A 26,888-nucleotide genomic window follows, 5' to 3' on the forward strand; every position below is an offset into this window, starting at 1 on the left:
TGTTCCCTCCATGAGCAAATCCGCTAAATTCGCGGCACACGCTCATGGTTAATGTCGTATTAACCCTGCTCCGCTTAGGTTGATTCCATCGCACGCAATGTGCCCGAAGCACCCGCTCACACGCTCTTCGAACGTGGGAGAGATGCTCCGGAACCAAGTTACTGGAACGTCCCCATGGCCTACCCATGGACGCGCGACGCTCCGAAGGATCGACACGGGCAACAGGCAATATGAGCAGAAGCAATCCCGCAACGCTTGACGGCCGTTCCAACCGGTTCGTGCTGGCGACTTTCGTTTGGCGTCAGATCGCCTCGCTGGCAGGTTTTGCCCTGTTTGGCGCGCTGGCGCTTGCCGTCGCCGCGCTTTCGACATGGAACGTGTCCGATCCGAGCTTCTCCTACGCGACCTCGGAGGAACCGACCAACGTGCTCGGCCATGCCGGCGCCGCCTTCGCCGACATCTTCATGCAGTTCTTCGGGCTGGCGAGCGTCGTCGCGCTGCTTCCCGCTGTCGCCTGGGCGCTTGTCCTCATCGGCGGCAAGCCGTTCGACAAGGTCTTCAAACGCCTCGGCTTCTGGTTCGTCGGCTCCGTACTCGCGGGCGCGGCGCTGAGCTGCGTTCCGGCACCGATCACCTGGCCGCTACCGAACGGTCTCGGCGGTGTCTTCGGCGATATGATCCTGCGCTTCCCCGCCCTTTTCACCGGCGCCTTCCCGACCGGCACCTTCGCGACCGTTCTCGCCTGCCTTTTCGCTGTCCCGGCTGCCTGGTGCCTGATCTATAGCGCCGGCCTCATCGGCGTCAGCGAAGAGCAGGAGGAAGAGCCGGCGGAGGAAGTCGCACCCAGCAAGGCCCGCACCATCGGCGAGGAACTCGACGACGAGGATGCTGGCGGCCCCTTGACGCTACTCATGGGCTCGCTTGCCCATATGCGCTTTACGCTTGAAGCCCGCCTGCGGCGTGCCTTCGGCATGAGCAGCAAGCGGAACACCAAACGCCAGTATGACGAGCCCTATGACTTCAACAACGACGAATTCGGCACGCTGAACGAACCCGTGCGGCCGAAGCCGCTCACCGGCCGTGTCGAGCCTTCCCTTGACCGCGCGGAGCGCCGCGTGGTGACACCGCCGCCGATCATGGCTGACGATGACGATCCGCCTTTCGACCTCGACGAGCAGCGCCCTGCGGGCATACTGCCGGATGACGACGACGATGACATTGCCGCCGATTGGGCGCCGAGAGCGGCTCCGCCGAAGGCGGGGCTTGCCAAGGCCGGATCCCGCGTCGCGTCGCCGGCGCCGCGCCCCAAGTCGGGCCAGCGCATCGAGCGCGAGGCGCAGCGCTCGTTCGTCGAGGACGACGGCGAATTCACGCTGCCGCCGATGCAATTCCTCGCCGAACCGAAGAACATTGCCCGCGATCCCTCGCTCTCGTCCGACGCGCTCGAACAGAACGCCCGCATGCTCGAGGGCGTGCTGGAGGACTTCGGCGTCAAGGGCGAGATCATCCATGTCCGCCCAGGCCCGGTAGTGACGCTTTACGAACTGGAGCCGGCTCCGGGCATCAAATCCTCCCGCGTCATCGGCCTTGCCGACGACATCGCCCGTTCGATGAGCGCGATCGCCGCCCGTGTCGCAGTCGTCCCCGGCCGCAACGCCATCGGCATCGAGTTGCCGAACCAGCGGCGCGAAACGGTCTACCTGCGCGAGCTGATCGGCTCGCGCGACTTCGAGACGACCAAGACCAGGCTCGCCATGGCGCTCGGCAAGACGATCGGCGGCGAGCCCGTCATCGCCGATCTTGCAAAGATGCCGCATCTGCTCGTCGCCGGTACCACCGGTTCGGGCAAATCGGTGGCGATCAACACCATGATCCTGTCGCTGCTCTATCGGCTCAGGCCCGACCAGTGCCGCCTGATCATGATCGACCCGAAGATGCTGGAACTCTCCGTCTATGACGGCATTCCGCACCTGCTCTCGCCGGTCGTGACCGACCCGAAGAAGGCCGTCGTCGCGCTGAAATGGACCGTGCGCGAGATGGAAGAGCGCTACAAGAAGATGTCGAAGATCGGTGTGCGCAACATCGACGGCTTCAACACACGCGTCGAGCAGGCGCTCGCCAAGGGCGAAGCGATCACCCGCACGGTTCAGACCGGTTTCGATCGCCAGACGGGCGAAGCGATGTACGAGACGGAGGAATTCGATCTCACGCCGCTGCCCTATATCGTCGTGATCATCGACGAAATGGCCGACCTGATGATGGTCGCGGGCAAGGATATCGAGGGCGCCGTCCAGCGGCTCGCCCAGATGGCGCGCGCCGCCGGCATCCACGTCATCATGGCAACCCAGCGTCCCTCGGTCGACGTCATCACCGGCACGATCAAGGCCAACTTCCCGACGCGCATCTCCTTCCAGGTCACCTCGAAGATCGACAGCCGCACGATCCTCGGCGAGCAGGGCGCCGAACAACTGCTCGGCATGGGCGACATGCTCTACATGGCCGGCGGCGGGCGCATCCAGCGCGTGCACGGCCCCTTCGTTTCCGACACGGAGGTGGAGGAAGTGGTGGCTTACCTGAAGACCCAGGGCGTGCCGCAATATCTCGATGCGATCACCGAGGACGATGGCGAGGACGAGGACGGCGGCGGTCCGGCCGGCACCTCCAACCTCGCCGATTCCGACGATCCTTACGATCAGGCGGTGGCGATCGTGCTGCGCGATGGCAAGGCCTCGACCTCCTACGTGCAGCGACGCCTCGGTATCGGCTATAATCGTGCCGCCTCGCTGATCGAACGCATGGAGCAGGAAGGCATCATCGGACCGGCGAACCATGCCGGCAAGCGCGAGATCCTGGTGCCGACCGAGGCGGAAATCACCGGCCGGTAATCCGGCCCTCATCGCCGGCCGCCATGACGCGCGGCCGGTAACGGTCATTTGAAACGACGCCCCTTGCGGCATCGGTGAGCGCCTTGAAGGCGCCCCACTTGCTCTTCAAATGATCCTGAAATGAAGGAGACTGCGATGACAAAGACAAAAACCGGCCAGGGCAGCAATCAGGCAATCTCGCGGCGTGTCTTCGTTTGCGGCCTGGCGGCTCTTGCGGGCATGGCCGGAACGACGCTCGATGCGCGGCACGCCTCCGCACAGGCCACCGGCGTCGCCCAGAAGATCGCCGATCACTTTTCGTCGGTGAAGACCATGGCGGGCGAGTTCGTACAGTTCGGACCGCGCGGCGAGCAGACGGGCGGCAAGTTCTACATCCGCCGCCCCGGGCGCATCCGCTTCAATTACGAAGCCCCCTCGCCGATGCGGGTGATCGCCGACGGCAAGTCGGTCGTCATCGGCAATATGAAGCTGAAGACTTGGGACATCTACCCGCTTTCGAAGACGCCGCTCAATCTGCTGCTGAGCGAGAGGATCGACCTGACCGGCAGGATGGTGCGCGCCGTCCGGGAGGAGTCCGATCTCATCACCATCGTGCTCGGAGACCGCTCGGTCTTCGGCGATTCGACCATCACGATGATGTTCGACCCGAAGACTTACGATCTCAGGCAGTGGACGATCACCGACCCGCAAAAGAAGGATACCTCGGTGATGATCTTCAACGTTCGCACCGGAATGGAGCTGGACGACAAGGTCTTCCGCATCCCCTATGACGAAGTGCGCAACAGAAGAGGCGGCTGAAGCGCGACGCCGGCTGCGGCGAACGAAACCGATCAAGGATAATCACAGAATTCAACGTGCTCGAGCGACCGCTGCGCGTCTGAATAGACACGCGCCGCAGGCGTTTTCATGCCTTGTCGTTTGCCGTTTGACCTCTTAGAAACGCGAACGGACTGCCGGGGCTTCCTGCCCAATTGCCGGCGCACTCATCCTTTCTACAGCGCCGCGCGTCCGATCGGACGCGCTAAGGTCGCTGTAGCACTTTGAAATGATGCATGATTTTGTCCTTAAATCGATCCCGATTTAAGGAATCATGCAGTAGGGAACGCGGAATGACCCTTTCCATCGCCACATGGAACATCAACTCCATTCGCCTGCGGATGCCGCTGGTCGAGCACTTTCTGAAGACATGGCAGCCCGACATCCTGTGCCTGCAGGAAACCAAATGCCCGAACGACCAGTTTCCGTCGTCGCCGCTGAAAAGCCTCGGCTACAAATACATCGAGATGCACGGCCAGAAGGGCTACCACGGCGTGGCGACCGTTTCGCGCCTGCCGCTGCATGAGCTTTCCGACCGCCGCGACTATTGCGGCGTCGGCGACGCCCGCCATCTCTCTGTCGTCTTTAAGGCCGGGGACAACACGATACGCCTGCACAATTTCTATGTGCCGGCCGGTGGCGACGAGCCGGACCGGACGATCAATCCGAAGTTCGGCCACAAGCTCGACTTTGTCGATGAAATGAAGCTCCTGCACGCCGAAGCCGAGGCCGGCGTCTCGTCCATCCTGGTCGGCGACCTCAACATCGCGCCGCTCGAGCACGACGTCTGGTCGCACAAGCAGCTGTTGAAGATCGTCAGCCACACCCCGATCGAGACCGAGGGCCTGATATCGGTGATGACCGGGGGTGCCTGGGTCGACCTGATGCGCCAGCACGTGCCCCCGCCCGAAAAGCTCTACACCTGGTGGAGCTATCGCGCGAAGGATTGGGAGCTGGCCGACCGCGGCCGCCGCCTCGATCACATCTGGTCCTCGGCCGATATCGCGCCGAAACTGAGCCGCGTCGACATCATCCGCGAGGCCCGCGGCTGGGATCGCCCTTCCGACCACGTGCCGGTGATCGCGCATTTCGAGCTCTGATTCGCGGTTATCCCTCCCCACAAGGGGGAGGGGCTACGCACCCGCGTCCGAGAGCGTGCTAAATTCTAACATTTTCGCGCTCATTGAACCGTAATGACATGAATTGAGCGGTGCGGCATCGGAGCCCCTCCCACCGGTGGGGAGGGGTCTTTTAAGTGGTAGGACCTCAATGATCCCGTCAGGCAAACCGCCCCGCAAGCGCCTCGGCGCGCCGGATCATCGCCAGCAGATTCTCGCGGATGCGGGCTTCGACAAGCGCCGTCACCTCCGGGTACTCTTCCAACATCCGGCGAAAAAGCGGGCGATTGATGCGGATGACTTCGCTGTCTTCGTCGGCGGTCGCCGTGAATTTGCGCTCGACCATCGAGATCAATGCCAGTTCAGAAAGGAGCGCGCCATGCTCGACGGTGGCCACATGCTGCTGTCGGCCCTCGCCGTCCGCCTTCGAAAGCGTGAAACTGCCGGCAGCAACGGCAAAGGCACAGTCGGCCGGCGCCCCTTCGCGAAAAAGCTCCTGGCCCTTCAAGACGCGGCGGCGTTCGGCGCCGAAGGCGATCAGCCTCAGCTTGTCCTCGCTGATATCGGCAAAGAGCGCCACATTGGACAAAAGCGCGATGTCGTCGTTGAGTGCCAAGGCGGCATTCTCCCTGTTCGCTTTGGGGGCGGAATGCGGAACGGAAGGCCGCTTCACACCTTTCCGCGATCCCGCTCAAGGAACAATCTTGTAGCCGCCGTTCTCTGTCACCAAAATCTCCGCATTGGAAGGGTCGCGCTCGATTTTCTGGCGGAGCCGGTAGACATGCGTCTCCAGCGTATGCGTGGTGACGCCGGAATTGTAGCCCCAGACCTCCTCGAGCAGGACATCGCGCGTGACCACTTTCTGATCGGCGCGATAGAGATAGCGGATGATCGCCGCTTCCTTCTCGGTCAGGCGGATCTTCTGGCCATTCTCCATTGTCAGCAGTTTCTGGCTCGGCTTGAACGTGTAGGGACCGACGCTGAAGGTGGCGTCCTCGCTCTGCTCGTGCTGGCGAAGCTGGGCGCGGATGCGCGCGAGCAGCACGGCAAAGCGGAAGGGCTTGGTGACGTAGTCGTTGGCGCCCGCTTCGAGCCCGAGGATGGTGTCCGAATCGGTGTCGTGCCCGGTCAGCATGACGATCGGCGCCTTGAAGCCGCCCTTGCGCAGGATCTTGACCGCTTCGCGACCATCCATGTCGGGTAGGCCGACATCCATGATCAGAAGGTCGACCTGATGTGCACGGGCCGCCTGGATCCCCTTGCCGGCGGTTGCCTCTTGCAGGAGATCGAACTCTTCATAGAGAGAAAGCTGCTCTACCAGTGTTTCGCGCAGGTCATTGTCGTCATCGACAAGGAGAATGGTACGTGTCGCCATAGGGACAATTCCTGTTTGCTTCCTGAATCAAAACTAGCTCAAATGCCGCTCTTGGCAAGCCGGCCGCCGTTGAACACCGTCATAAATGCAACCATGCCTATGGTCGTCACCTACTCGCGGACAAGGCAAAATTTTGTGAGAATAATGCGCAAGAAAACGTCGGGAGTAAGATCGCCAAAATCAACGATCGTCGTCAGAATGGCGCCGCGCGACCGCCGGCGCGCGCTTGTCAGCTTCGCCGGCAGAACGGAACAGGCGGCGATCGGCCGCAGCGGCATAACGGTAATCAAGCGCGAGGGTGACGGCGCGACGCCGCGGGCATCGATGAAGCTGATCGGCGGCTACACGCGCCGTGACCGCATCTCGTTGCCGCCGACGCGGCTGCCCATGCGTGCCACCCGCCGCGACATGCTGTGGTGCGACGATCCCGGCCACGCCTCATACAATCGCCCGGCCAAGCCCCCGCTTGCGGCAAGCCACGAGACGATGATGCGCGACGACGGCCTCTATGACGTATGCCTCGTCATGGATTGGAACATTTTCTGCAGACGGCGCAATGCCGGCTCCGCGATCTTCTTCCATCTGATTCGCCCCGGCTACGAGCCGACGCAGGGCTGCGTCGCCGTCAGCCTGCCGGCAATGAAGCGGCTGATCCGGCATATGCGCCAGGGAACGATCGTGAAGGTGGTGTAGGAACTACAGCGCCGGGCAACCAGACGGACGCGCTCGGTGTTGCATCTTGAATTGCTGCATGATTCCTTAAATCCGTCCCGATGTAAGGAATCATGCAGAGGCGATTTCCTCACCCTCCGCCGTCCAGCATGCGGGGCGTCACGAACCGAACGAGCCGGCCCGTCCCGGGCGCAATCTCCGACCATTGCTCGATGGTAAAATCCATGACGGCGAGAGCGGCCGTCGGGAACTTGTCGCGCAGGCGCGCCAACGCCACCTCGTCACCACCGCCGACGAGCAGAAGTGCAAGCTCCACCATGCCTGGATTGTGCCCGACGAGCATCAACTTCTCGACCGACGGCTCCACCTCGCGGATCACATCTATCATGGCCTTGGCTGTCACCTCGTAGATGGCGACGGCGTCGCGGGTTTCGACCTTCTGTGGCAGTTCGTTGGCGACAAGCTCCCAGGTCTCCTGCGCGCGCCGGGCGGTCGAAACGAGCGCGAGGTCCGGGATCAACTCCTGCCGTGCCATGAAAGCGCCGATTGCCGGCGCCGCTTTCCGGCCGCGGCCGGCGAGCGGACGGCGATGGTCGGCGACCCCCTCGGGCCAGGCGGATTTGCCGTGGCGCAGCAACAGGAGGCGGCGTGTCGGGGGGCTGGCGTCGTCAGGCATGGGGGCGCTCCTCATCTGTCGGCGGTTGTTCCATTCTCGCACCGTCGTGCGCAATAAAAAAGGCCGCCCCGAAGGGCGGCCTGAGATGCCGGAAAAGCTCGAACCGGCTTATTTCCACTCGCGGATATCGACGAAGTGCCCCGAAACCGCCGCAGCGGCGGCCATCGCCGGCGAAACCAGATGCGTGCGCCCCTTGAAGCCCTGACGGCCTTCGAAGTTGCGGTTCGACGTCGAGGCGCAGCGTTCGCCCGGCTTCAGCCGGTCGTCGTTCATCGCCAGGCACATGGAGCAGCCGGGCTCGCGCCAGTCGAAACCTGCTTCCTTGAAGACCTTGTCGAGTCCTTCCGCTTCCGCCTGTTCCTTGACGAGGCCGGAGCCCGGCACGATCATCGCCGAAACGGTCGCGGCAACCTTGCGGCCCTCAACGACCTTGGCGACGGCGCGCAGGTCCTCGATGCGGCCATTGGTGCAGGAACCGATGAAGACCCGGTCGATGGCGATGTCGGTGATCTTCGTGCCCGGCTTCAGGCCCATATAGTCGAGCGCACGCCATTTCGAGGCGCGCTTGGTCTCGTCCTGGATTTCATCCGGGTTCGGAACGATGCCCTGCACCGAGACCACGTCCTCCGGCGAGGAGCCCCAGGACACGATCGGCGGCAGGTTGGCGGCGTCGAGCACGACGACGCGGTCATAATGGGCGCCCTCGTCCGTGTGCAATGTCTTCCAGTATTCGAGCGCCATGTCCCAGGCCTTGCCCTTGGGCGCGCGCGGCCGGTCCTTGATATAGGCGAAGGTCGTCTCGTCCGGCGCGATCAGGCCGGCGCGGGCGCCGCCTTCGATCGTCATGTTGCAGATCGTCATGCGGCCTTCCATCGAGAGCGAACGGATGGCTTCGCCGGCAAACTCGATGACATGACCGGTGCCGCCGGCCGTGCCGATCTCGCCGATGATCGCGAGGATGATATCCTTGGCAGTGACGCCCGGCGGCAATTGGCCGTCGACGCGCACCAGCATGTTCTTCGCCTTCTTTTGGATAAGCGTCTGCGTCGCCAGAACATGTTCCACTTCCGAAGTGCCGATGCCATGCGCGAGCGCGCCGAAGGCACCGTGGGTGGAGGTGTGGCTGTCGCCGCAGACGATCGTCATGCCGGGCAGCGTGAAGCCCTGTTCGGGACCGACGATGTGGACGATGCCTTGGCGCTTGTCGTTCTCGGAATAGTATTCGACGCCGAAGTCGGCAGCATTCCTGGCGAGCGCCTCAACCTGGATGCGACTCTCCTCGTTCTTGATGCCAAGATGGCGATCGGGTGAGGTCGGGACGTTATGGTCGACGACGGCGAGCGTCTTTTCCGGCGCGCGGACCTTGCGGCCGGCCATGCGCAGGCCCTCGAAGGCTTGCGGGCTCGTCACCTCGTGAACGAGGTGACGATCGATGTAGAGAAGACAGGTGCCGTCGTCCTGGCTGTTGACCAGATGATCGTCCCAGATCTTGTCATAGAGGGTACGCGGTGCGCTCATGGCGATATGTCCATTCGATTTTCAGAATATGGGGAAATGCCGGCTGCAGACGGCCGGAAAACTGATCGAACGATCAGGATAGGCGGCTGGTGAGCGCGCCGGAAACCCGCGCGAAAAAGCGTGCCGGCAGACGCTTGTGGTCTTGCAGCACGACGATTTTCTGTTCGCGACATCCGAATTTGGATTCCATGGCCGGTGCTCATATCAATTTTTCGACGGTTCGGCAATCGAAGAGATGGGACGCAGACGATCAAGACCCCTCCCCACCTCCCCACAAGGGGGAGGGGTTACGATGCCGCGCCATCCCATTCCTGTCTTAGCGGCCCCGTGAACTCGGATGTCGGAATTTGGCACCCCGCCGGACGTGGGCACCGGAAGCCCTCCCCCTTGTGGGGAGGGGTTGGGTCTTGCCAAGAACGCAATGCCTACCGCGTCTCCGCCCGTCTCAACCGCCGCTCGAGCGCCCGGAGCGCCAACGAGAGGCCAATCGTCAGGATGAGATAGACATAGGCGACGATGGAATAGGTTTCGAAGAAGCGGAACGAGCCCGAGGCGTAGATCTTGCCCATCTGGGTGATGTCGGCGACGCCGAGCACCGAGACCAGCGAGGAATCCTTGACCATCGCCACGAAGTCGTTGCCGAGCGGCGGCAGGATGACGCGGATCGCCTGCGGGAAGACGACGAGGCGAAAGCGCTGATAGCGCGAAAGCCCGAGCGCCTTGGCCGCCTCCACCTGCCCCTTGTCGACCGACTGGATGCCGGCGCGAAAGACCTCGGCGATGAAGGCCGAATAGCCGATCATCAGGGCGATGATCGCCCGCCACATCAGCGAGATATCGCGAACGACGAGCGGCTCCATCCAGCCTGCAGAAATGAACGGCGCAGCCGCGAAATTCGCCACGACCACCAGCGCCGGCGCCCCGACGAAGGCGATGTAGAAAAGCAGCACGAGGATCGGCACGCCACGGATCACCTCCGTATAGAAGCGCGCGGTCTGGCGCAGCGCGACATGCTCGGAAAGCGCCATCAACGCCACGCCGAGGCCGAGCACCGTCGCCAGCGCAAAACCCACCAGCGTCACGAAAATGGTGACGCCAATGCCCTTGAGGACAACGCCGAAGACCTGGGAAAAGATGTCGTTGGTTGCAATGACCGCGGCGAGCAACACGGCGATCAGGAGAAGGGCGACCAGCCACCAGGGATAGTCGCCCTTTTCGGAAGTGTCGGATTTAACTGGCGCCATCATGATTCCGATAAGTTGGGGCGGGATGCCGGCGGAAAGCCGCACACTCCTCATCCCGCTCCGGCGATCAGCCGCCCATCTTGTAGTCGAGGAACCATTTCTTGTTCAGCACATCGAAGGTGCCGTCCTCCTTCAGCGCCTTGATGGCGGCATTGATCGGGGCGACGAGATCGGAGCCCTTCGGGAAGATGAAGCCAAAATCCTCGGTGCCGAGCGGCTCGCCGACGACCTTGAGCTTGCCTTCGGACGAATCGACATAGCCCTTCGCCGCCACGCTGTCGGTCAGCACGAGGTCGACGTCGCCGGCCTTGAGCGCCTGCACGGTCGCACCGAAGGTCTCGAACAGCTTGATGCGCGGGTTCTGCTCGTTGCCGTCGAGGATTTCATAGACGGCCGTGTAGAAGGGAGAGGTGCCGGGCTGGGCACCGATCAACGCATCCTCGACGGAAGCGAAGCTCTTGGCGTCGTTGAAGCGGGCTTCGTCGCCACGCACCAGCATGAACTGCTGCGAGCGCATATAGGGATCGGAGAAGTCGACCTTTTCCTTCCGGTCGTCCTTGATGGTAATTCCGGTCATGCCGATCTGGTATTGGCCGTCGGAGACCGCCTGGATCATCGCATCCCAGCTCGTGTTCTGGTACTCGACCTTGAAGTTCAGCCGCTTGGCAATCTCGTTCATCGCATCATATTCCCAGCCGACCGCCTGGCCGGTCTTGGGGTCGACGAACTGCAGCGGCGGGTAGGCATTCTCGGTCACGACGACGACCGTCTTGCCGCCGAGGTCCGGCAGATCGCTCGCGTGAGCGGGCGCGGAGAATGCGAATGGAATGGCGAGGGCTGCGGCTATACCCGCAAGCACATGGCGACGGCATGTCATTGGAGAAGCTCCCGAAAATTGTGGCGACAGAAAATGTCACAAATTCTACCGGGAAGACAAGAAGATAGATCGCTAGATCTTGGGTCGATGCGAAATCCGATTCCCTTGAGGGCCTAGCGGGACGCGGGCGTAAAACTGCTTCACACTTTTCCTGATTCCGCTACGGCAAAAAGAAAGGCGGCCCCGAGGCCGCCTTCCTGACAATTCCGAGGAATTGAAATCTTATTCGGCTGCGTTCTCCGCTGCCTTTGCTTCTTCTGCTGCCTTTGCCTCAGCGGCTTCCGCTGCAGCCTTCTCGGCGGCCAGAGCCTGGGCGGCTGCAACCTTTTCAGCCTCGATGCGTGCCTTCTCGTCGGCAACGGCCTGACGCTCGGCTTCGTTCAGCTTGCGGGCGCGCGTGCCGGTGTTTTCCACGATACGGGCCGACTTGCCGCGACGATCGCGCAGATAGTAGAGCTTGGCGCGACGAACCTTACCGCGGCGAACCACTTCGACGCTCTCGACGAGCGGAGAGTAAACCGGGAATACGCGCTCGACGCCTTCGCCGTAGGAGATCTTGCGAACGGTGAAGCTTTCGTTGAGGCCGCCGCCGGAACGGGCGATGCAGACGCCTTCATAGGCCTGGACACGGGTACGGTTGCCTTCGACAACGCGGACGTTGACGCGGACGGTGTCGCCGGCGGAGAAATCGGGAAGGGTGCGCTTTGCGGCGATCTTGGCGGCCTGTTCGGCTTCCAGCTGTTGGATGATGTTCATCGGTCTAACCTTTGCGTTCTTCTGAAACAGCCAGAGCGCTCTCGATCAGCCTGTTGGATTTCCCTTCAAGCCTTGCCGTATCCATGGCAGGAGCGGATTCGCCATTCTTTGTTGATGGTCGACGGGCAAAGAACCCGAACCGGGGCGGCACATACACCAAACAATCCGCCTTGTCATCCCCGAAAGCCGATTTTCCGGGCACTTGCCGCCTCAGAAACGGCATTTTATCAGAATTGCCTGAAATTCCAGGCTTTGGAGACAGTTTCGGCTACGGGCTTGCGGTCGATATCGCCAGCGGCTATCCCGGTGTCCACGCGGTACGGGGATGGCCATGACGATTGTTCAAGCTTTTCTGCTTTTTGTTTCGGGATTCCTCTCCGGTGTCGTCAACGCCATCGCCGGCGGCGGCACCTTTCTGACCTTCGGCGCCATGACGCTTGGCGGCCTGCCGCCGATCGTTGCCAACGCCACCTCGTCGATCATCCAGTTTCCGGGTTACATCACCTCGGCGCTTGCCTATGCAAAGGAAATCCGCGCCGACCGGCGGAACGCGATCCTGCTCGGCGTCATTTCGGCAGTCGGCGGACTGGCCGGTGCGCTGCTTCTGCTCTCGCTCTCCAATCCGTCCTTCCGTGCGATGGTACCATGGCTGCTGATCGCCGCGACCGCGATCTTCGCGGCCGGTCCGCTGCTGAAGCCCAAGGCACGCAGCGACGAACACCGAATCGGCCCGCTCGGGGTCGCCAGCCAGATGGCGACCTCCGTCTATGGCGGCTTCTTCGGCGCCGGCATGGGCATCATGATGCTGGCCGTTCTCGGCCTTGCGACCGGTGGCGGCTACCATCGGCTGAATGCGCTGAAGAACTTCATCTCGATCGTGATCGCCGCAATCGCCATCGCGGTCTTTGCCGCAGGCGGCGTCGTTTCCTGGCTGCATGCCGCCATCATGGTTCCGGGAGCGGCACTTGGCGGCTTTTCGGGCGTCTGGGCGGCGCGGCGCGTTCCGCAGGCGATCATTCGCGCACTCGTCGTCGCGGTCGGTCTGCTGCTTGCCGCCTATTATTTCTTCACCGGCTGACCGGCCGCACGGCAAGTTTTGATCCGCGCGTGATTATTCCGAAAACCGGTTCCCACATTTCGGATCACGCGCCAGCAGATCCGGCCGGCGCTCCGCCGTCAATTTTCGGGCCTCGGCCTCGCGCCATTTGGCGATGGCGCCATGGTTTCCGGAAGTCAGCACCGCCGGGATTTCCTGGCCTTCGAAGACCTGCGGCCGGGTGTAGTGCGGATGCTCCAGCAGGCCGCCCTCGAAACTTTCGTGCACGCCGGACAGTTCGTTGCCCATCACGCCCGGCAGGATGCGCACGACGGCATCGAGCAGCACGAGTGCCGCCGGCTCGCCGCCGGAAAGAATATAGTCGCCGATCGACACTTCCTCGAGATTGCGCGTATCGATGACCCGCTGGTCGACACCCTCGAAGCGGCCGCAGACGATGACGACGCCGGGGCCGGCAGCCATTTCCCGCACGCGCTCCTGCGTCAAGGGCCGGCCGCGCGGGCTCATCAGCAGCCGCGGACGTTCATCGTCGGCCGCGACTCTATCGATTGCGCGCGCCAGCACGTCGGGCTTCAGCACCATGCCGGCGCCGCCGCCGGCCGGCGTATCGTCGACGGTCCGGTGCTTGTCCTCGGCGAAATCGCGGATCTGCACGGCCTCGATCGACCACTCACCGCGTTCCAGCGCCTTGCCGGCAAGCGAGACGCCGAGGTGTCCGGGAAACATCTCCGGATAGAGCGTCAGGACCGTGGCACGAAAAGACATCGCCGAACCGCTCACTTGCTCTTTTTCGAGAACGGATTCCCGGTGCCTTCGTCCTTGTCGTCAACAAGGCCCGCCGCGATCGGGTCGACCAGTAGCTTTCCCGCCTCGAGATCGATTTCGAGCACCGACCATTCGGTGAAGGGGATCAGCACGGGCCGCCTGCCCGGTCCTTTCAGTTCCAGGAGATCGCCGGCACCGAAATCGAAGACGCCGGTCACCGAGCCATAGCTCTTGCCGGTGCCGTCCACCGCCTCCAGCCCCTCGAGATCGGCGTAGAAAAACTCGTCCTCGTCGAGATCATCGTCGGGAAGATTGTCGCGCTCGATGAAGAGCTCCAGCCCGTTCAAGGCTTCGGCCGCATTGCGGTCGTTGACACCGCGAAAGCGCACCACGACCACGTTCTTCGCCTCGCGGATTTCGAGCACCTCGAAGACGCGCCCGTCGGCGCTGTGCAAGTTGCCGTAGTCGCCGAGCGCCGTCGGATCATCCGTAAAGGATTTCACCCGCACCTCGCCGCGCAGGCCCTGGGCCGCGCCGATGGTCGCCATCAGGACTGGGTTTTCAAGCTTGCTCATGGTCTCGATCCATTTCCGGCGCGATCCGAATTCCGTGTGCACATAAAACAAAACGGGCGGCATGGAAATGCCACCCGTATGCCACACCGTTTTGACGGCGATATTATTATTCGGCGGCTGCTTCGGCAGCGGCGGCCGCAGCTTCTTCAGCGCGCTGCTTGGCTTCGGCGGCACGTTCCTGTGCCTTCTTGCCGGGCTGTGCCTTGTTCGGGTTGTTGCGGGCCGGGCGCTTGGCGAGACCAGCCTGATCGAGGAAACGCAGGACGCGGTCCGTCGGCTGTGCGCCCTGGGCGATCCAGTGGCTCACGCGCTCCGCGTTGAGCTCGACGCGCTTTTCGTCGTCCTTGGCGAGCATCGGGTTCCAGGAGCCGAGCTTTTCGAGGAAGCGGCCGTCACGCGGGCTGCGCGCATCGGCAACGACGATCTGGTAATACGGGCGCTTCTTGGAGCCGCCACGGGCGAGACGAATTTTCAGTGCCATTTCAGTTACTCCTTGCAGGCTTTCTTGACCGCTTCGTTCAAGCGGAATGGGTGGCGCCGGCGTTGCCCGCGGGCTGCGAGCGATCGGCGGCGATGGCTTCATGATGCCGGATGACTTCCTTGATGATGAAGTTCAGGAACTTCTCGGCGAAATCCGGGTCCAGATTGGCATCCTTCGCCAGACGGCGAAGGCGTTCGATCTGGTATTCCTCGCGCGCCGGATCGGCCGGCGGCAATTGATGCTTGGCCTTAAGAACGCCGACCGCCTTGGTGCAGCGGAAACGTTCGGCCAGCATGTGGACGAGCGCGGCATCGATATTGTCGATCGACTGCCGGTAGCCCGCCAATTCCTCTCTGATCTCGGGATCAACCATTCTCTGCGATCCTCACTTCTTCTTCGGCAGGCCGGGTAGACCCGGGAAACCGCCACCAAGACCCGGAAGCTTGGTGCCGCCCAAGCCTGGCAATCCACCGCCGCCAAGACCGGACAGGCCGCCGCCGGGCTTTCCGAGACCGGCGGCCTCGGCCTGCTTCTGCAGCGCCTCGAGCTGTTTCGGGTCCATCTTCGACAGATCCGGCATGCCGCCGCCCAATCCACCAAGACCCATCTTGTTGGCAAGGCCGCCCATCACTTGCTTCATCATGCCGCCTTTGCCCTTGCCGCCCATCATCTTCATCATGTCCGCCATCTGGCGGTGCATCTTCAGAAGCTTGTTGATGTCGGCAGCATCGGTGCCGGAGCCGCTAGCGATGCGCTTCTTGCGCGAATGCTTGAGGATGTCCGGATTGGCGCGCTCGGCCTTGGTCATCGAGGAGATAATGGCGAGCTGGCGCTTGAAGAGTGAATCGTCGAGACCGGCAGCGGCCATCTTGTCCTTGATGCCGGCCATGCCCGGCATCAGCCCCATGATGCCGCCCATGCCGCCCATCTTCTGCATCTGCCTGAGCTGGTCGGCGAGATCGTTCAGGTCGAACTTGCCTTTGGCCATCTTGGCGGCCATGGCCGCCGCCTTCTCGGCATCGATGTTTTCCGCCGCCTTTTCGACCAGCGAAACGATGTCGCCCATGCCAAGGATGCGGTCGGCAACGCGGCGCGGATGGAACTCCTCGAGCTCGCCCATCTTCTCGCCAACGCCGATCAGCTTGATCGGCTTGCCAGTGACGGCGCGCATCGACAGGGCAGCACCGCCGCGGCCGTCGCCGTCCATGCGGGTCAGCACCAGACCGGTGATGCCCACGCGGTCGTCGAAATTGCGTGCGAGATTGACCGCGTCCTGACCAGTCAGGGCATCGGCCACGAGCAGGATCTCATGCGGATTGGACTTCCGCTTGATTTCCGCCATCTCGATCATCAGCGGCTCGTCGATATGGGTGCGGCCGGCGGTATCGAGGATGACGACATCATGGCCGCCGAGCTTGGCTGCCTGGACGGCGCGCGCGGCGATGTCGGTCGGCGACTGGCCGGCGATGATCGGCAGCGTATCGACGCCGGTCTGGACGCCGAGCTGACGCAACTGCTCCTGCGCGGCCGGACGGCGCGTGTCGAGCGAGGCCATCAGGACCTTCTTCTTGTCCCGCGCGGTCAGCCGCTTGGCGATCTTGCCGGTGGTCGTCGTCTTGCCCGAGCCCTGAAGGCCGACCATCATGATGACAACCGGGGCCGGCGCGTTGAGATCGATCGGCACGCCCTCCGAGCCGAGCATCGCGACGAGCTCGTCGTGGACGATCTTGACGACCATCTGGCCGGGCTTGATCGATTTCAGGATTTCGGCGCCGACCGCCTTCTCGCGAACCTTTTCCGTGAAGGACCGCACCACATCGAGCGCGACGTCGGCTTCGAGCAGCGCACGGCGAACCTCCCGAAGCGCCGCGGAAACATCAGCTTCCGACAGTGCGCCGCGGCCGGTCAGTCCATTCAATATGGAACCAAGGCGGTCCTGCAGGCTCTCGAACATACTCTCATCCTTCTGGTTTCCGGTTTACCAATTGCTCAGCCGGAAACGTGGGTTCCCTCGCGCGGAAAACAAGGCGCAAAGCCAAAAACCACCCGAGGGCGCAACGCGCTGTCGGATGTTGACCTCCGGGCTCTCTTTATACCTTTGCGGGGCCCGGTCGGCGGCTTCGAAGTCATCACTTGCGAAGGAATTAGCCGCGATAAACAGGAAAGCGGGTGAAAAGTCAAGGATTGGCGGCAAATGAGCTTGGAAGCCACTTCAGGTGAGCACGGCGCCCCGCCCTTCAAGCGCCTCGGCATGCTTGCGCCATCCGGCTTTGTCGCGGCTCAATACGGCGTTTTCGAGGATTTCGACCCGATAGCCGCGGTTGAGCGCACCGTTGGCGGTGTTCTGGACGCAATGGCAACCGTCGAGCCCCGTCAGCAGCAAGGTACCGATCCTGTTTGCAGCCAGATAGCCTTCGAGCTCCGGTGAGGAGAAGCCATCGCTCAGCGATTTCACGATATCGAAATCCGGCGACAGCGGCAACGCGAGACCGAGCCCTTTCGATCCCGGGATTCCCCGCCCCTCGCCAAAAAACCAGATCATCAGCCTGATGAGCGGCGCGCGATAGACATGGCGGATGGCAATCACCGGTATCTCGGCTTGGCTCGCCTTGACGGCAGCCGTGCTGATCATGGCAAGTCGCTTCTTCAGATAGGCCTCGTCCCATCCGTATTTTCCGCCGATCGAGGTGAAGTCCTTCTGTATGTCGATGACGAGCAGCGCCAGGTTCGGCCGCATGGAAATGTCGATGCGCTCGCCGGTGGTCGGCGTATTCGCCCTCCGCAATTCATACTTCAGGCGGATGACGAAGAGGGCGCCGACAACGACGACTGCCGCCACCGCCGCGAGAACCGTAGTCATCCGCTTTCCTCCGCGCCCAACTGATGTGCCAGTTCCTCGAAAGCCGAGTCGATTCGCGCCATCACCCGGAGAGCCACCACCACCTCGGTCTGGTTGATATCGCCGAGAGCCGCATGCAGCAGTTCCAGTTCGCGCTGGTGAACGGCGTTGAACAACTCACGGCCGACGGCGCTCGGGACACAGAAATAGGCCTTGCGATGCTCCGGATTGGGTTTTTTCTCGATCAGGGCCTTTGCAAACAGCCCCGCCGTGATGCGCTGGACAAATTGCCGCTTCATCGACAGGCGCCTTGCCGCCTCCGGCACCGTCAGCGGCTCGTTGCAAAGCACTTCGAGGATAGCCCGCTCGGCAACCGTGATCCCCGCCCCGTCGAGCATCTTCTCCACCGTCCTGTTGACGTTGAGCTGGATGGGGCGGACAAGTTTGATGGCCTTGTAGAGGCGTTCCTGTTTGTCGAATCGGACGAGCATCGGCCGATGATAGCAATCGAGTTGTCATCTTCAAGAATTTGTTAAAGACTATTGCCTGAACCCTGTGATGGGACCTCCGGTGCGCCTATCTTGTTTCATCGCAACGGCACCGAGGACGGCAATGAGGAAAGGTGTCAATCCCTATTACGCCGGCCCCGTTTCGGATCATTTCGACGGCGTTCGCTTCTTCAATCCCGGCGGCACCGCACCGCGCGGCTTCGGCGCTCTCCTGCGTTGGCAGCTTGGCGGCGGCCGGGTGCGGTGGCCTCAGCACCATGCCAGTCCGTTCCTTCAGGCGAAACCCGATCTCAACGTCGACGGTGACGGTCTCCGGGTGACTATGGTCGGACACGCGACGCTCCTGATCCAGGTCGGCGGCCTGAACATCCTGACGGATCCGGTCTGGTCGCACCGCGCGAGCCCCTTTACCTTCGCCGGTCCGCACAGGCGCAATGCACCCGGCATTCTCATGGACGACCTGCCGCCGATCGACGTCGTCCTTGTCACGCACAATCACTATGACCACCTCGATCTCGCCACGCTCATGGCATTGAACGAGGAGCACGCACCGCGCGTCGTGACACCGCTCGGCAACGACACCATCATCCGGCGTTCGGTCCCGAGCGCCGAAATATCCGTTGTCGATTGGGGTGACCGGGTCGAGGTGGAAGATGGGATCACCATCCATGCCGAGCCCTGCCACCACTGGGCGGCCCGTCGTTCCGGCGACCGGCGCATGGCGCTATGGGCCGCCTTCGTCATCGAGGCGCCGGCGGGCAAGATCTATCATGTAGGCGACACCGGCTTTCACGACGGCATCAATTACCGCGCCGCCCGCGCCAAACACGGCCCGTTCCGCCTCGCCAACCTGCCGTTCGGCTCCTACGAGCCGCGCTGGTTCATGGCGTCCCAGCACCAGAATCCGGAAGAAGCGGTCATGGGCATGATCGCCTGCGGCGCCGAACACGTCGCCGGGCACCATTGGGGCACGTTCCGATTGAACAATGAAGGGATCGAAGAGCCGCTGCGAGCCCTGGAGGCGGCACTCGACAGCGCCGGCATCGAGCGGGCGCGTTTCAGGGCGATGCGTCCCGGCGAGATCTTCGACGTTCCCGCGACCGCATCGAAGGCCGAATGAAGCCGGCACTGGTAATTTCCGGGCTTTTCCGCCATATACAGCGCAAATGAAGGACGCCTCCCCGAAGTGGAGGCGAGTTTGGATAATCGCGACATGGCCGACAGCGTGCAATTTGCCAGGATGAACGGGCTTGGGAACAAGATCCTGGTTGTCGACATGCGCGGCCGGAAGGATCGCGTCACGCCTCATGCTGCGGTCGCGCTCAATGCCGATCCGGCGACCGAGTTCGACCAGATCATGGCGATCCACGATCCGAAGGCCGCCGGCACCGATGCCTGGATCGACATCATCAACTCGGACGGATCGATGGCGCAGGCCTGCGGCAATGGCACCCGTTGCGTCGTGCAGGCGCTCGCCGCCGAAACCGGCAAGAAGGCCTTCCTCTTCCATACCGTTGCGGGCCTGCTCGAAGCGAAGGAGCATGAGGACGGGGCGATCTCGGTCGACATGGGACGCCCACGCTTCGGCTGGGACGAGATTCCGCTCGCCGAGGAATTTCATGACACGCGTCGGATCGAATTGCAGATCGGGCCGATCGACGCTCCGGTCCTGCACTCACCTTCCGTCGCCTCGATGGGCAATCCGCATGCGATCTTCTGGGTCGAGAACGACGTCTCGTCCTACGAGCTCGATCGCTTCGGGCCGCTCCTTGAAAATCATCCGATCTTCCCGGAGCGCGCCAATATCTCGATCGCCCGCGTCCGTTCGCGCGACGAGATGGATCTCAGGACCTGGGAGCGTGGCGCAGGGCTGACGCTTGCCTGCGGCTCGGCAGCTTGTGCCGCCGCCGTCAGCGGCGCAAGAACTGGCCGCACGGAGCGGACGGTAACCGTGAACGTTCCTGGCGGGCCCCTCCTCATCGAATGGCGCGAGAAGGACGACCACGTGATCATGACGGGGCCGGCCGAGTGGGAATGGTCGGGCACGCTTGATCCCGCCACCGGCGCCTTTCAGCGCGATCGTGCAGCGGCTGGCGAAAGCGGAGCGCGGGCGCTTTGAGCGGCGTCGAGGTCATAACCTTCGGCTGCCGCCTCAATACCTATGAATCGGAAGTGATGCGGGCCGAGGCCGAGAAGGCGGGACTGAACAACGCCATACTCGTCAACACCTGCGCGGTCACCGCCGAGGCCGTGCGCCAGGCACGCCAGGCGATCCGCCGTGCCCGCCGCGACAACCCGCACGCCCGCATCATCGTCACCGGCTGCGCCGCCCAGACCGAGAAGGAAACCTTTGCCGAAATGGCCGAGGTGGATGCGGTCCTCGGCAACGAAGAGAAGCTCAAGAGCACGTCCTATCGCTCGCTGCCGGATTTCGGCGTTTCGGCAGAGGAGAAGCTGCGCGTCAACGATATCATGAGCGTGCGCGCCACCGCGCCGCAGATGGTCAAACACATCGACGGCCACGTCCGGGCCTTCATCCAGGTGCAGAACGGCTGCGACCACCGCTGCACCTTCTGCATCATCCCCTATGGCCGCGGCAATTCCCGCTCCGTGCCGATGGGCGCCGTCGTCGATCAGGCCCGCCGGCTCGTCGAAAGCGGATATCGCGAGATTGTGCTGACCGGCGTCGATGCGACGAGCTATGGCGCCGATCTCCCCGGAACGCCGACACTCGGTCTGCTTGCCAAGACGCTGTTGAAGCAGGTGCCGGAAATCCTGCGCCTGCGCCTCTCGTCAATCGACAGCATCGAGGCGGACCGGCATCTCCTTGACCTCATCGCCGACGAGCCGCGCTTCATGCCGCATCTGCATCTTTCGCTCCAGCACGGCGACGACATGATCCTGAAGCGGATGAAGCGGCGCCATTCGAGCGCCGACGCCCGCGCCTTCTGCAACGAGGTACGCGGTTTGAGGCCCGAGATCAGCTTCGGCGCCGACATGATCGCCGGCTTTCCGACCGAAACCGATGCGATGTTCGCAAATGCCGCGCGCCTTGCGGAGGACTGCGGCATCGCCCATCTCCACGTCTTTCCCTATAGCCCGCGCCCCGGCACGGCGGCCGCGCGCATGCCGCAGCTCGACCGTGCGCTCGTCAAGGAGCGCGCCGCCCGCCTGCGCGCCAAAGGGGCGGAACTCCACGCCGCCCATCTCGATCGCATGATCGGCAGCAAGCAGACAATTCTGGTCGAGATGAACGGGCTGGCGCACACCGAAAACTTCACACTCGTCGATGCGGCCGGCCTCGAGCCGCGGTCGCTCGTTGCTGTCACAATTACCGGCCACAATGGCAAGCATCTGACGATGCAACAAAAACAGATGGCTGCGGCCTGAAATCCGAGAATTCTCATGGCGATTGGTTTCATCAAAAAGATCTTCTCCTTTGGCAAAGGCGCCGTAGAGGAGAAACCCGCGCCGCCGCAGGAGGCGCCGGAAGCGGCACCGGACGCGGTCTCCAGCGGGGCTGCGACGACCCCCTCTGTCCCTTCGGGACATCTTCCCCACGAGGGGGGAGAGGGGGTGGAGCCCAAGGCGACCGCCGAGAAGCAGGCCCGCGCTGGAGAGGCCGCAGGTGGTGTGGACGATATTGCCGCATCGCCCGACACAAGCGCCGATGACGCCAATACGAAAGGCGGGAATGCCGACGCAAGCCTCGATATAGCCGCGTATGAAGACATTGCCGTGCACGAAACTGTCCCGGTGGAGGACGAGAGCGCGCCTCCCCCAATCTCCCCGCTTGTGGGGGAGATGCCCGGCAGGGCAGAGGGGGGTGCGTCCCCATCTGATCACGCCGAGACGCGCGAAGGTGAAAGGGCCAAGGCCGCCACACCCCCCTCTGTCCCTTCGGGACATCTCCCCCACAAGAGGGGAGATCAGGCGGAGACCGAGGTAACCGCAGAGGACGAACAGACCCGCGCTGCGGAGAAAGCGGCCGGTGTGAACGATATCGCCGCTTCGCCCGACACAAGCGCAGAAGACACCGATACGAGAGGCGAGAAGGCCGAGGCAAGCCCCGACTTCGCCGCCCATGAAGACGCAGCCGCGGACGAAACCGTTCCGGTGAAAGACGAGCGCGCGCCTCCTCCAATCTCCCCGCCTGTGGGGGAGATGCCCGGCAGGGCAGAGGGGGGTGAGGCCGCTTCCGGATACGCCGAGAAGCAAGAGGAAGAGGCTCGAGCGGCGACACCTCCCTCTGTCCCTTCGGGGCATCTCCCCCACAAGCGGGAAGATCAAATCGCAACGGCATCAAGCCTCCCCAAAGGCTTTGCCACCGCCGACAAGCGTCCGAAGGAAGCAGCGCCCGCCCCTCAGCCGAAGCTTCCCTGGTACCAGCGCCTGCGCCGCGGTCTTGCGCGCTCCTCGTCCCACCTGAAGGGCCAGATCACCAGCCTCTTCACCAAGAGGAAGCTCGACGAGGCGACGCTGCAGGATCTCGAAGACCTGCTGATCCAGGCCGATCTCGGCGTCGAGACGGCAATGCGCATCACCGATACGCTCGCCTCCGAGCGCTATGGCAAGGACGTCTCCGGCGAGGACGTGTCGCGCATCATGGCCGGCGAGATCACGAAGGTGCTGGCACCGGTGGCCAAGCCGCTCGAACTCGATCTCAGCCACAAGCCGCATGTGATCCTCGTCGTCGGAGTCAACGGCACCGGCAAGACCACGACGATCGGCAAGCTTGCCGCCAAGCTTTCCGGCGCGGGCCTGAAAGTGATGCTTGCGGCCGGCGACACGTTCCGCGCCGCAGCGATCGAGCAATTGAAGATCTGGGCCGATCGGACGAAATCCGACATCGTGTCCTCGAAGCTCGGCGCCGACGCAGCCGGCCTAGCCTATGAGGCGTTCCAGCTCGCGCGCGAGAAGAAGTCGGACGTGCTGATCATCGACACGGCCGGGCGGCTGCAGAACAAGGCCGAGCTGATGGCGGAGCTCGAAAAGATCGTCCGCGTCCTCGGCAAGCTCGACCCGGACGCGCCGCATACGGTCCTGCAGACGCTGGACGCGACGACCGGGCAGAATGCCCTCCAGCAGGTCGAGATCTTCCGCAACGTCGCGGGCGTCAGCGGCCTGATCATGACCAAGCTCGACGGCACGGCGCGCGGCGGCATTCTCGTCGCGATCTCCGCCAAGCATAAGCTGCCGGTCTATTTCATCGGTGTCGGCGAGGGCGTCGACGATCTCGAACCCTTCGAGGCAAAGGATTTCGCCGATGCGATCGCCGGCGTTGCCGCCTGATGGCGACAGCAGACAATGGTTCGAAGGACGTTTGGACACCGCCCGCCTCGTTGATATGGTTTTGCCGCAATGCTGGTGTTATGAGCAGCCGGATGGGGCGAGGAAGTGTTTCCACCCGCTCCGGTGCATTCTCCTTGAATCGAGCCCGATTTAAGGAGAATGCAGCAACTCAAATGCTACAGCGGCCTTTGCGCGTCCCGTAAGACGCGTGGCGCGGTAGAAGGCGCGATATGCAAGAACAGGATCCGCATATGTCGACAATCGAAGCCGCCAAGGCGCGGACAGAGGTGAGCCCACTCCTTAAGCTCGTGCTGGAGCTCGGGCCGCTCATGGTCTTCTTCTTCGCCAATTCCCGCGGCGACTGGCTGGCGGGCCGCTTTCCCATGCTTGCCGAACTCGGTGGACCGATCTTCATCGCCACCGGGCTCTTCATGGCGGCAACGGCGATTGCGCTTGTCGCTTCCTGGATGCTGACCCGAACGCTGCCGATGATGCCGCTCGTTTCCGGAATCGTCGTCTTCGTCTTCGGCGCGCTGACGCTCTGGCTGCAGAATGACACGTTCATCAAGATGAAGCCGACGATCGTCAACACGCTCTTCGGCGCGATCCTGCTCGGCGGCCTCCTGTTCGGCAAATCCCTGCTCGGCTACGTCTTCCATTCCGCCTTCAGGCTGGACGAGGATGGCTGGCGGAAGCTCACCATCCGCTGGGGTCTGTTCTTCCTGTTCCTCGCGGTGCTGAACGAGATTGTCTGGCGAACCTTCTCGACGGATTTCTGGGTGGCCTTCAAGGTCTGGGGAACGATGCCGATCACCATTGTCTTCACCCTTGCCCAGATGCCGCTGATCATGAAACATTCGCTCGAACAGGAAAGCGCCGAGTGACGATCGCGGCCGGGACCGACGACAACAGACAGCGCTGGGCCTGGTTCTGGCTGATCGCCTGCCTTGGTGTGCTTGCGATTCAGATACTGACACAGCATCTCATGGGCCGGCTGTGGATCTGCGAATGCGGCTACGTCAAGCTGTGGGAAGGCGTGGTCAAGTCCAGCGGCAACTCGCAGCACCTCAGCGACTGGTACACGCCGTCCCATATCATTCACGGCTTCCTCTTTTACGGTCTCGGTCACCTATTCCTGCGCGGAAAGCCGCTGAGCGCGCGCCTCCTGTTTGCGACCGTAATCGAATCCGCTTGGGAAATTGCCGAAAACACGCCGATGGTGATCAACCGCTACCGTTCGGCAACGATCTCGCTCGACTATTTCGGCGACAGCATCCTGAACTCCACCATGGATACACTCGCCATGGCGACTGGCTTCCTGCTCGCATCGCGGCTACCGGTCGCTGTGACCGTCGCAATCGCAATCGTGCTGGAGCTCTTCACCGCCTGGACGGTGCGCGACAACCTGACCTTGAACGTGCTGATGCTCGTCTGGCCGCTCGATGCGGTGAAGGCATGGCAGGCGGGGCTTTAATTCGTCCGCATTCGCCCCTCATCCGGCCTGCCGGCCACCTTCTCCCCGCACGCGGGGCGAAGGAGACTCGCGGCGCCCACCTAAATCCCATCGCTACACGTACGGGGGGAGAACTGGAAATTCGCTACCTTCTCTTCTTCCCAAGCCATGACCGCCTTCGGTGAGGAGGGGCGGGCGAGTGCCGCAAGTCCCTTCGCCCCGCGTGCGGGGAGAAGGTCGCGGCAGCGGGATGAGGGGCAAATTGTGGGACGAAAGAGCCGCTGGGCCCGTCACGAACCCGCGAGCGCCTTTTCGATCGCCGGCATCAGCCCTTCCTTGAGGCTGCGTTCGTCGAACGGGCCGACGCGCTTGTAAAGGATCGTGCCGTCGGCGCCGACGAGATAGGACTCCGGGATGCCGTAGACGCCCCAGTCGATCGCGGCCTTGCCGCGCGGATCGACACCGATCGCCGAGAACGGATTGCCGAGCTCACCCAGGAAACGCAACGCGTTTTCGTTCTGGTCCTTGTAATTGATGCCGACGACCAGAAGCCGCGGATCCTTGGAGAGCTCGAGGATGATCGGGTGCTCCTGCCGGCAGGGCACGCACCAGGAGGCCCAGACATTGACGAGCGTCAGCCTGCCCTTGATTGCCGCATCGTTGAGTGCCGGCATCGGCTGGCCCGCAAGCGCCGCGCCTTCAAGCGGCGGCAGGTCGAGCTTAGGCGCCTTGGTGCCGATCAGTGCCGAGGGGATTTCGCTGATATCCCTGCCGGAATTCAGCTGGCTCCAGAAGATCAGCGCTAATGCCGCGAAGATGACGAGCGGCAGCGCCGCGAACACGAAACGCAATGCGCCGGGCTTACGCTCGTCCGGCTGGGGTGCGTGGGTGCTGCTCATCGGCCGGCTCCGCTAGAAGCCTCCGCCGAGCGGCGTCGGATGCCTGCCGCCTCGAGCTCCTTCAGCTCACGCTGACGGGCGCGGCCATCGCCGATGACCCAGAACACGAGTCCCGCCACCGTAACGGCGGCGACGGCGTAGCTCGCAAAGACATAGGCGGCGTGGCTCATCATAGTGTCTGTGCCTCCCGGCCGGCGTTGCGAACAGCCTGACGGCGGAGCGACGTGACCCGGCGACGCCAGATCTCGTTGCGCATCGCCGCAATGTGCAGCGTGAAGAACAGCAGCGTGAAAGCGACCGCCATAATGAGAAGCGGCCGCAAAAACTCGGGATCGATCGTCGGCCCACCGAAACGCAGAACGCTCGCCGGCTGATGCAGCGTGTTCCACCATTCGACCGAGAACTTGATGATCGGAATGTTGACGAAGCCGACCAGCACGAGAACGGCGGAGACGCGGGCAGAACGGGCCGGATCGTCCATGGCGCGGTTGAGCGCAATCAGCCCGAGATACATGAGGAAGAGCACGAAGACCGAGGTGAGCCGCGCATCCCAGACCCACCAGGCTCCCCACATCGGCTTGCCCCAGAGCGAACCGGTGACCAGCGCGAGAAAGGTGAAGCAGGCGCCGATCGGCGCGGCCGCCTTGGCGGAAACATCGGCGAGCGGGTGGCGCCAGACGAGCGTGCCGAGCGCCGAGATCGCCATCACCGTGTAGCACATCATCGACAGCCAGGCGGCCGGCACATGCAGATACATGATGCGCACCGTCTCGCCCTGCTGGTAGTCACCTTCGGTCGTGAATGAAAGCCAGAGACCGGCGGCGAAGAACAGGGCGGTGGCGGCGGCAAACCAGGGCAGGACACGGTCAGCCAGCGCCAGAAACCGGGTCGGGTTGGCGAGATCGCTGAATTTGCGGATAGCCAGGCTGTTTTCGCTCATGACGGCTCTTTAACGCGGAAGCATCCCTTCCGCAATTGACCTGCAGCGCCGCGCGTCCTTTAGACGCGCAACGGTCGCTGCAGCACCCTGAATGACTGCATGATTTTAGCCTCAGAACGATTTCGATCTAAGGAATTACGC

Annotated in this window: 29 protein-coding genes; 12 read left to right on the top strand and 17 right to left on the bottom strand. The window is 63.0% G+C overall.

Annotation, left to right across the window (positions count from 1 at the left end):
- The first annotated feature begins 230 nt into the window (after window positions 1–230).
- The 3 genes from GHK62_RS02465 to GHK62_RS02475 all read left to right on the top strand — a co-directional run bounded on the left by GHK62_RS02465 (window position 231) and on the right by GHK62_RS02475 (window position 4,801).
- Window positions 231–2,885, top strand: coding sequence for an FtsK/SpoIIIE family DNA translocase (locus GHK62_RS02465; protein WP_153436759.1), 2,655 nt, complete (start codon window positions 231–233; stop codon window positions 2,883–2,885).
- Between the two features lie 135 nt (window positions 2,886–3,020).
- Entirely contained in the window at window positions 3,021–3,683 is a 663-nt protein-coding gene (locus tag GHK62_RS02470) for an outer membrane lipoprotein carrier protein LolA (RefSeq protein WP_153436760.1), read from the top strand.
- A gap of 311 nt (window positions 3,684–3,994) precedes the next feature.
- Window positions 3,995–4,801: an exodeoxyribonuclease III gene (locus GHK62_RS02475; protein ID WP_153436761.1), complete on the top strand. Its 807-nt coding sequence runs from the start codon at window positions 3,995–3,997 to the stop codon at window positions 4,799–4,801.
- 178 nt (window positions 4,802–4,979) lie between these two features.
- Here the strand turns inward: GHK62_RS02475 and GHK62_RS02480 are convergent, their stop codons facing one another.
- Window positions 4,980–5,435 (bottom strand): cyclic nucleotide-binding domain-containing protein, encoded by a 456-nt coding sequence (locus GHK62_RS02480; protein ID WP_153436762.1) that lies wholly within the window; start codon window positions 5,433–5,435, stop codon window positions 4,980–4,982.
- A 75-nt stretch (window positions 5,436–5,510) separates the two neighbouring features.
- Window positions 5,511–6,194 (bottom strand): response regulator transcription factor, encoded by a 684-nt coding sequence (locus tag GHK62_RS02485; RefSeq protein ID WP_153436763.1) that lies wholly within the window; start codon window positions 6,192–6,194, stop codon window positions 5,511–5,513.
- Window positions 6,195–6,338: 144 nt separating this feature from the next.
- Between GHK62_RS02485 and GHK62_RS02490 the strand changes: the two genes are divergently transcribed.
- The gene (locus GHK62_RS02490; RefSeq protein WP_153436764.1) at window positions 6,339–6,887 is read left to right on the top strand and encodes a L,D-transpeptidase family protein; all 549 of its coding nucleotides are present in this window, start codon (window positions 6,339–6,341) and stop codon (window positions 6,885–6,887) included.
- 109 nt (window positions 6,888–6,996) lie between these two features.
- Here the strand turns inward: GHK62_RS02490 and GHK62_RS02495 are convergent, their stop codons facing one another.
- The 5 genes from GHK62_RS02495 to rplS form a co-directional block, all read right to left on the bottom strand.
- Complete coding sequence (locus GHK62_RS02495) at window positions 6,997–7,542, bottom strand: SixA phosphatase family protein (protein ID WP_153436765.1); 546 nt, start codon at window positions 7,540–7,542, stop codon at window positions 6,997–6,999.
- A 108-nt stretch (window positions 7,543–7,650) separates the two neighbouring features.
- The gene (gene leuC / locus GHK62_RS02500; protein WP_153436766.1) at window positions 7,651–9,060 is read right to left on the bottom strand and encodes a 3-isopropylmalate dehydratase large subunit; all 1,410 of its coding nucleotides are present in this window, start codon (window positions 9,058–9,060) and stop codon (window positions 7,651–7,653) included.
- 425 nt (window positions 9,061–9,485) lie between these two features.
- Complete coding sequence (locus GHK62_RS02510; RefSeq protein ID WP_153436767.1) at window positions 9,486–10,304, bottom strand: amino acid ABC transporter permease; 819 nt, start codon at window positions 10,302–10,304, stop codon at window positions 9,486–9,488.
- A 67-nt stretch (window positions 10,305–10,371) separates the two neighbouring features.
- Entirely contained in the window at window positions 10,372–11,181 is an 810-nt protein-coding gene (locus GHK62_RS02515; protein ID WP_153436768.1) for a basic amino acid ABC transporter substrate-binding protein, read from the bottom strand.
- Window positions 11,182–11,403: 222 nt separating this feature from the next.
- Complete coding sequence (rplS, locus tag GHK62_RS02520; protein ID WP_136505385.1) at window positions 11,404–11,937, bottom strand: 50S ribosomal protein L19; 534 nt, start codon at window positions 11,935–11,937, stop codon at window positions 11,404–11,406.
- Between the two features lie 11 nt (window positions 11,938–11,948).
- Between rplS and GHK62_RS02525 the strand changes: the two genes are divergently transcribed.
- Window positions 11,949–12,272 (top strand): hypothetical protein, encoded by a 324-nt coding sequence (locus GHK62_RS02525; RefSeq protein ID WP_153436769.1) that lies wholly within the window; start codon window positions 11,949–11,951, stop codon window positions 12,270–12,272.
- A complete protein-coding gene (locus GHK62_RS02530; RefSeq protein ID WP_153436770.1) occupies window positions 12,269–13,015 on the top strand; it encodes a sulfite exporter TauE/SafE family protein in 747 nt (248 codons plus the stop codon). The genes GHK62_RS02525 and GHK62_RS02530 overlap by 4 nt, the downstream gene beginning before the upstream one ends.
- A 33-nt stretch (window positions 13,016–13,048) precedes the next feature.
- Here GHK62_RS02530 and trmD read toward each other — a convergent pair whose 3' ends face one another.
- The 7 genes from trmD to GHK62_RS02565 all read right to left on the bottom strand — a co-directional run bounded on the left by trmD (window position 13,049) and on the right by GHK62_RS02565 (window position 18,145).
- Window positions 13,049–13,759 (bottom strand): tRNA (guanosine(37)-N1)-methyltransferase TrmD, encoded by a 711-nt coding sequence (gene trmD, locus GHK62_RS02535; RefSeq protein ID WP_153436771.1) that lies wholly within the window; start codon window positions 13,757–13,759, stop codon window positions 13,049–13,051.
- Between the two features lie 11 nt (window positions 13,760–13,770).
- Window positions 13,771–14,334 (bottom strand): ribosome maturation factor RimM, encoded by a 564-nt coding sequence (rimM, locus tag GHK62_RS02540; protein WP_153436772.1) that lies wholly within the window; start codon window positions 14,332–14,334, stop codon window positions 13,771–13,773.
- Window positions 14,335–14,440: 106 nt separating this feature from the next.
- A complete protein-coding gene (rpsP, locus tag GHK62_RS02545; protein WP_153436773.1) occupies window positions 14,441–14,815 on the bottom strand; it encodes a 30S ribosomal protein S16 in 375 nt (124 codons plus the stop codon).
- 37 nt (window positions 14,816–14,852) lie between these two features.
- Window positions 14,853–15,188 carry a chorismate mutase gene (locus tag GHK62_RS02550; RefSeq protein ID WP_153436774.1) on the bottom strand — a complete coding sequence of 112 codons (336 nt, stop codon included), beginning with the start codon at window positions 15,186–15,188 and terminating at the stop codon, window positions 14,853–14,855.
- Window positions 15,189–15,200: 12 nt separating this feature from the next.
- A complete protein-coding gene (ffh, locus tag GHK62_RS02555) occupies window positions 15,201–16,769 on the bottom strand; it encodes a signal recognition particle protein (protein ID WP_153436775.1) in 1,569 nt (522 codons plus the stop codon).
- Between the two features lie 258 nt (window positions 16,770–17,027).
- Window positions 17,028–17,675 (bottom strand): cysteine hydrolase family protein, encoded by a 648-nt coding sequence (locus tag GHK62_RS02560; protein ID WP_153436776.1) that lies wholly within the window; start codon window positions 17,673–17,675, stop codon window positions 17,028–17,030.
- Entirely contained in the window at window positions 17,672–18,145 is a 474-nt protein-coding gene (locus GHK62_RS02565) for a MarR family winged helix-turn-helix transcriptional regulator (protein ID WP_153436777.1), read from the bottom strand. Before GHK62_RS02565 ends, GHK62_RS02560 begins: the two co-directional genes overlap by 4 nt.
- Before the next feature lie 121 nt (window positions 18,146–18,266).
- Here GHK62_RS02565 and GHK62_RS02570 point away from each other — a divergent pair, with 121 nt between their 5' ends.
- The 6 genes from GHK62_RS02570 to GHK62_RS02595 all read left to right on the top strand — a co-directional run bounded on the left by GHK62_RS02570 (window position 18,267) and on the right by GHK62_RS02595 (window position 24,929).
- On the top strand, window positions 18,267–19,283 hold the full coding sequence (locus tag GHK62_RS02570) for an MBL fold metallo-hydrolase (protein ID WP_153436778.1): 1,017 nt from the start codon (window positions 18,267–18,269) through the stop codon (window positions 19,281–19,283).
- Window positions 19,284–19,376: 93 nt separating this feature from the next.
- The gene (dapF, locus tag GHK62_RS02575; RefSeq protein WP_184108657.1) at window positions 19,377–20,282 is read left to right on the top strand and encodes a diaminopimelate epimerase; all 906 of its coding nucleotides are present in this window, start codon (window positions 19,377–19,379) and stop codon (window positions 20,280–20,282) included.
- On the top strand, window positions 20,279–21,553 hold the full coding sequence (gene mtaB, locus GHK62_RS02580) for a tRNA (N(6)-L-threonylcarbamoyladenosine(37)-C(2))-methylthiotransferase MtaB (RefSeq protein ID WP_153436780.1): 1,275 nt from the start codon (window positions 20,279–20,281) through the stop codon (window positions 21,551–21,553). The genes dapF and mtaB overlap by 4 nt, the downstream gene beginning before the upstream one ends.
- 414 nt (window positions 21,554–21,967) lie before the next feature.
- Window positions 21,968–23,455 carry a signal recognition particle-docking protein FtsY gene (ftsY, locus tag GHK62_RS02585; protein ID WP_380785598.1) on the top strand — a complete coding sequence of 496 codons (1,488 nt, stop codon included), beginning with the start codon at window positions 21,968–21,970 and terminating at the stop codon, window positions 23,453–23,455.
- A 251-nt stretch (window positions 23,456–23,706) separates the two neighbouring features.
- Window positions 23,707–24,339, top strand: coding sequence for a septation protein A (locus GHK62_RS02590; RefSeq protein ID WP_153436782.1), 633 nt, complete (start codon window positions 23,707–23,709; stop codon window positions 24,337–24,339).
- A complete protein-coding gene (locus GHK62_RS02595) occupies window positions 24,336–24,929 on the top strand; it encodes a DUF2585 domain-containing protein (RefSeq protein ID WP_184108640.1) in 594 nt (197 codons plus the stop codon). The genes GHK62_RS02590 and GHK62_RS02595 overlap by 4 nt, the downstream gene beginning before the upstream one ends.
- Window positions 24,930–25,198: 269 nt before the next feature.
- Here GHK62_RS02595 and GHK62_RS02600 read toward each other — a convergent pair whose 3' ends face one another.
- From GHK62_RS02600 to GHK62_RS02610, 3 genes are read right to left on the bottom strand one after another with little or no spacing between them, the layout of a single operon-like run.
- The gene (locus GHK62_RS02600; protein WP_153436783.1) at window positions 25,199–25,807 is read right to left on the bottom strand and encodes a DsbE family thiol:disulfide interchange protein; all 609 of its coding nucleotides are present in this window, start codon (window positions 25,805–25,807) and stop codon (window positions 25,199–25,201) included.
- On the bottom strand, window positions 25,804–25,980 hold the full coding sequence (gene ccmD / locus GHK62_RS02605; protein WP_153436784.1) for a heme exporter protein CcmD: 177 nt from the start codon (window positions 25,978–25,980) through the stop codon (window positions 25,804–25,806). The genes GHK62_RS02600 and ccmD overlap by 4 nt, the downstream gene beginning before the upstream one ends.
- On the bottom strand, window positions 25,977–26,747 hold the full coding sequence (locus GHK62_RS02610; protein WP_153436785.1) for a heme ABC transporter permease: 771 nt from the start codon (window positions 26,745–26,747) through the stop codon (window positions 25,977–25,979). Before GHK62_RS02610 ends, ccmD begins: the two co-directional genes overlap by 4 nt.
- Window positions 26,748–26,888 lie beyond the last annotated feature (141 nt).

This window comes from Sinorhizobium terangae (genome assembly GCF_009601505.1).
In the GTDB taxonomy this organism is placed as follows: Bacteria; Pseudomonadota; Alphaproteobacteria; order Rhizobiales; family Rhizobiaceae; genus Sinorhizobium; species Sinorhizobium terangae.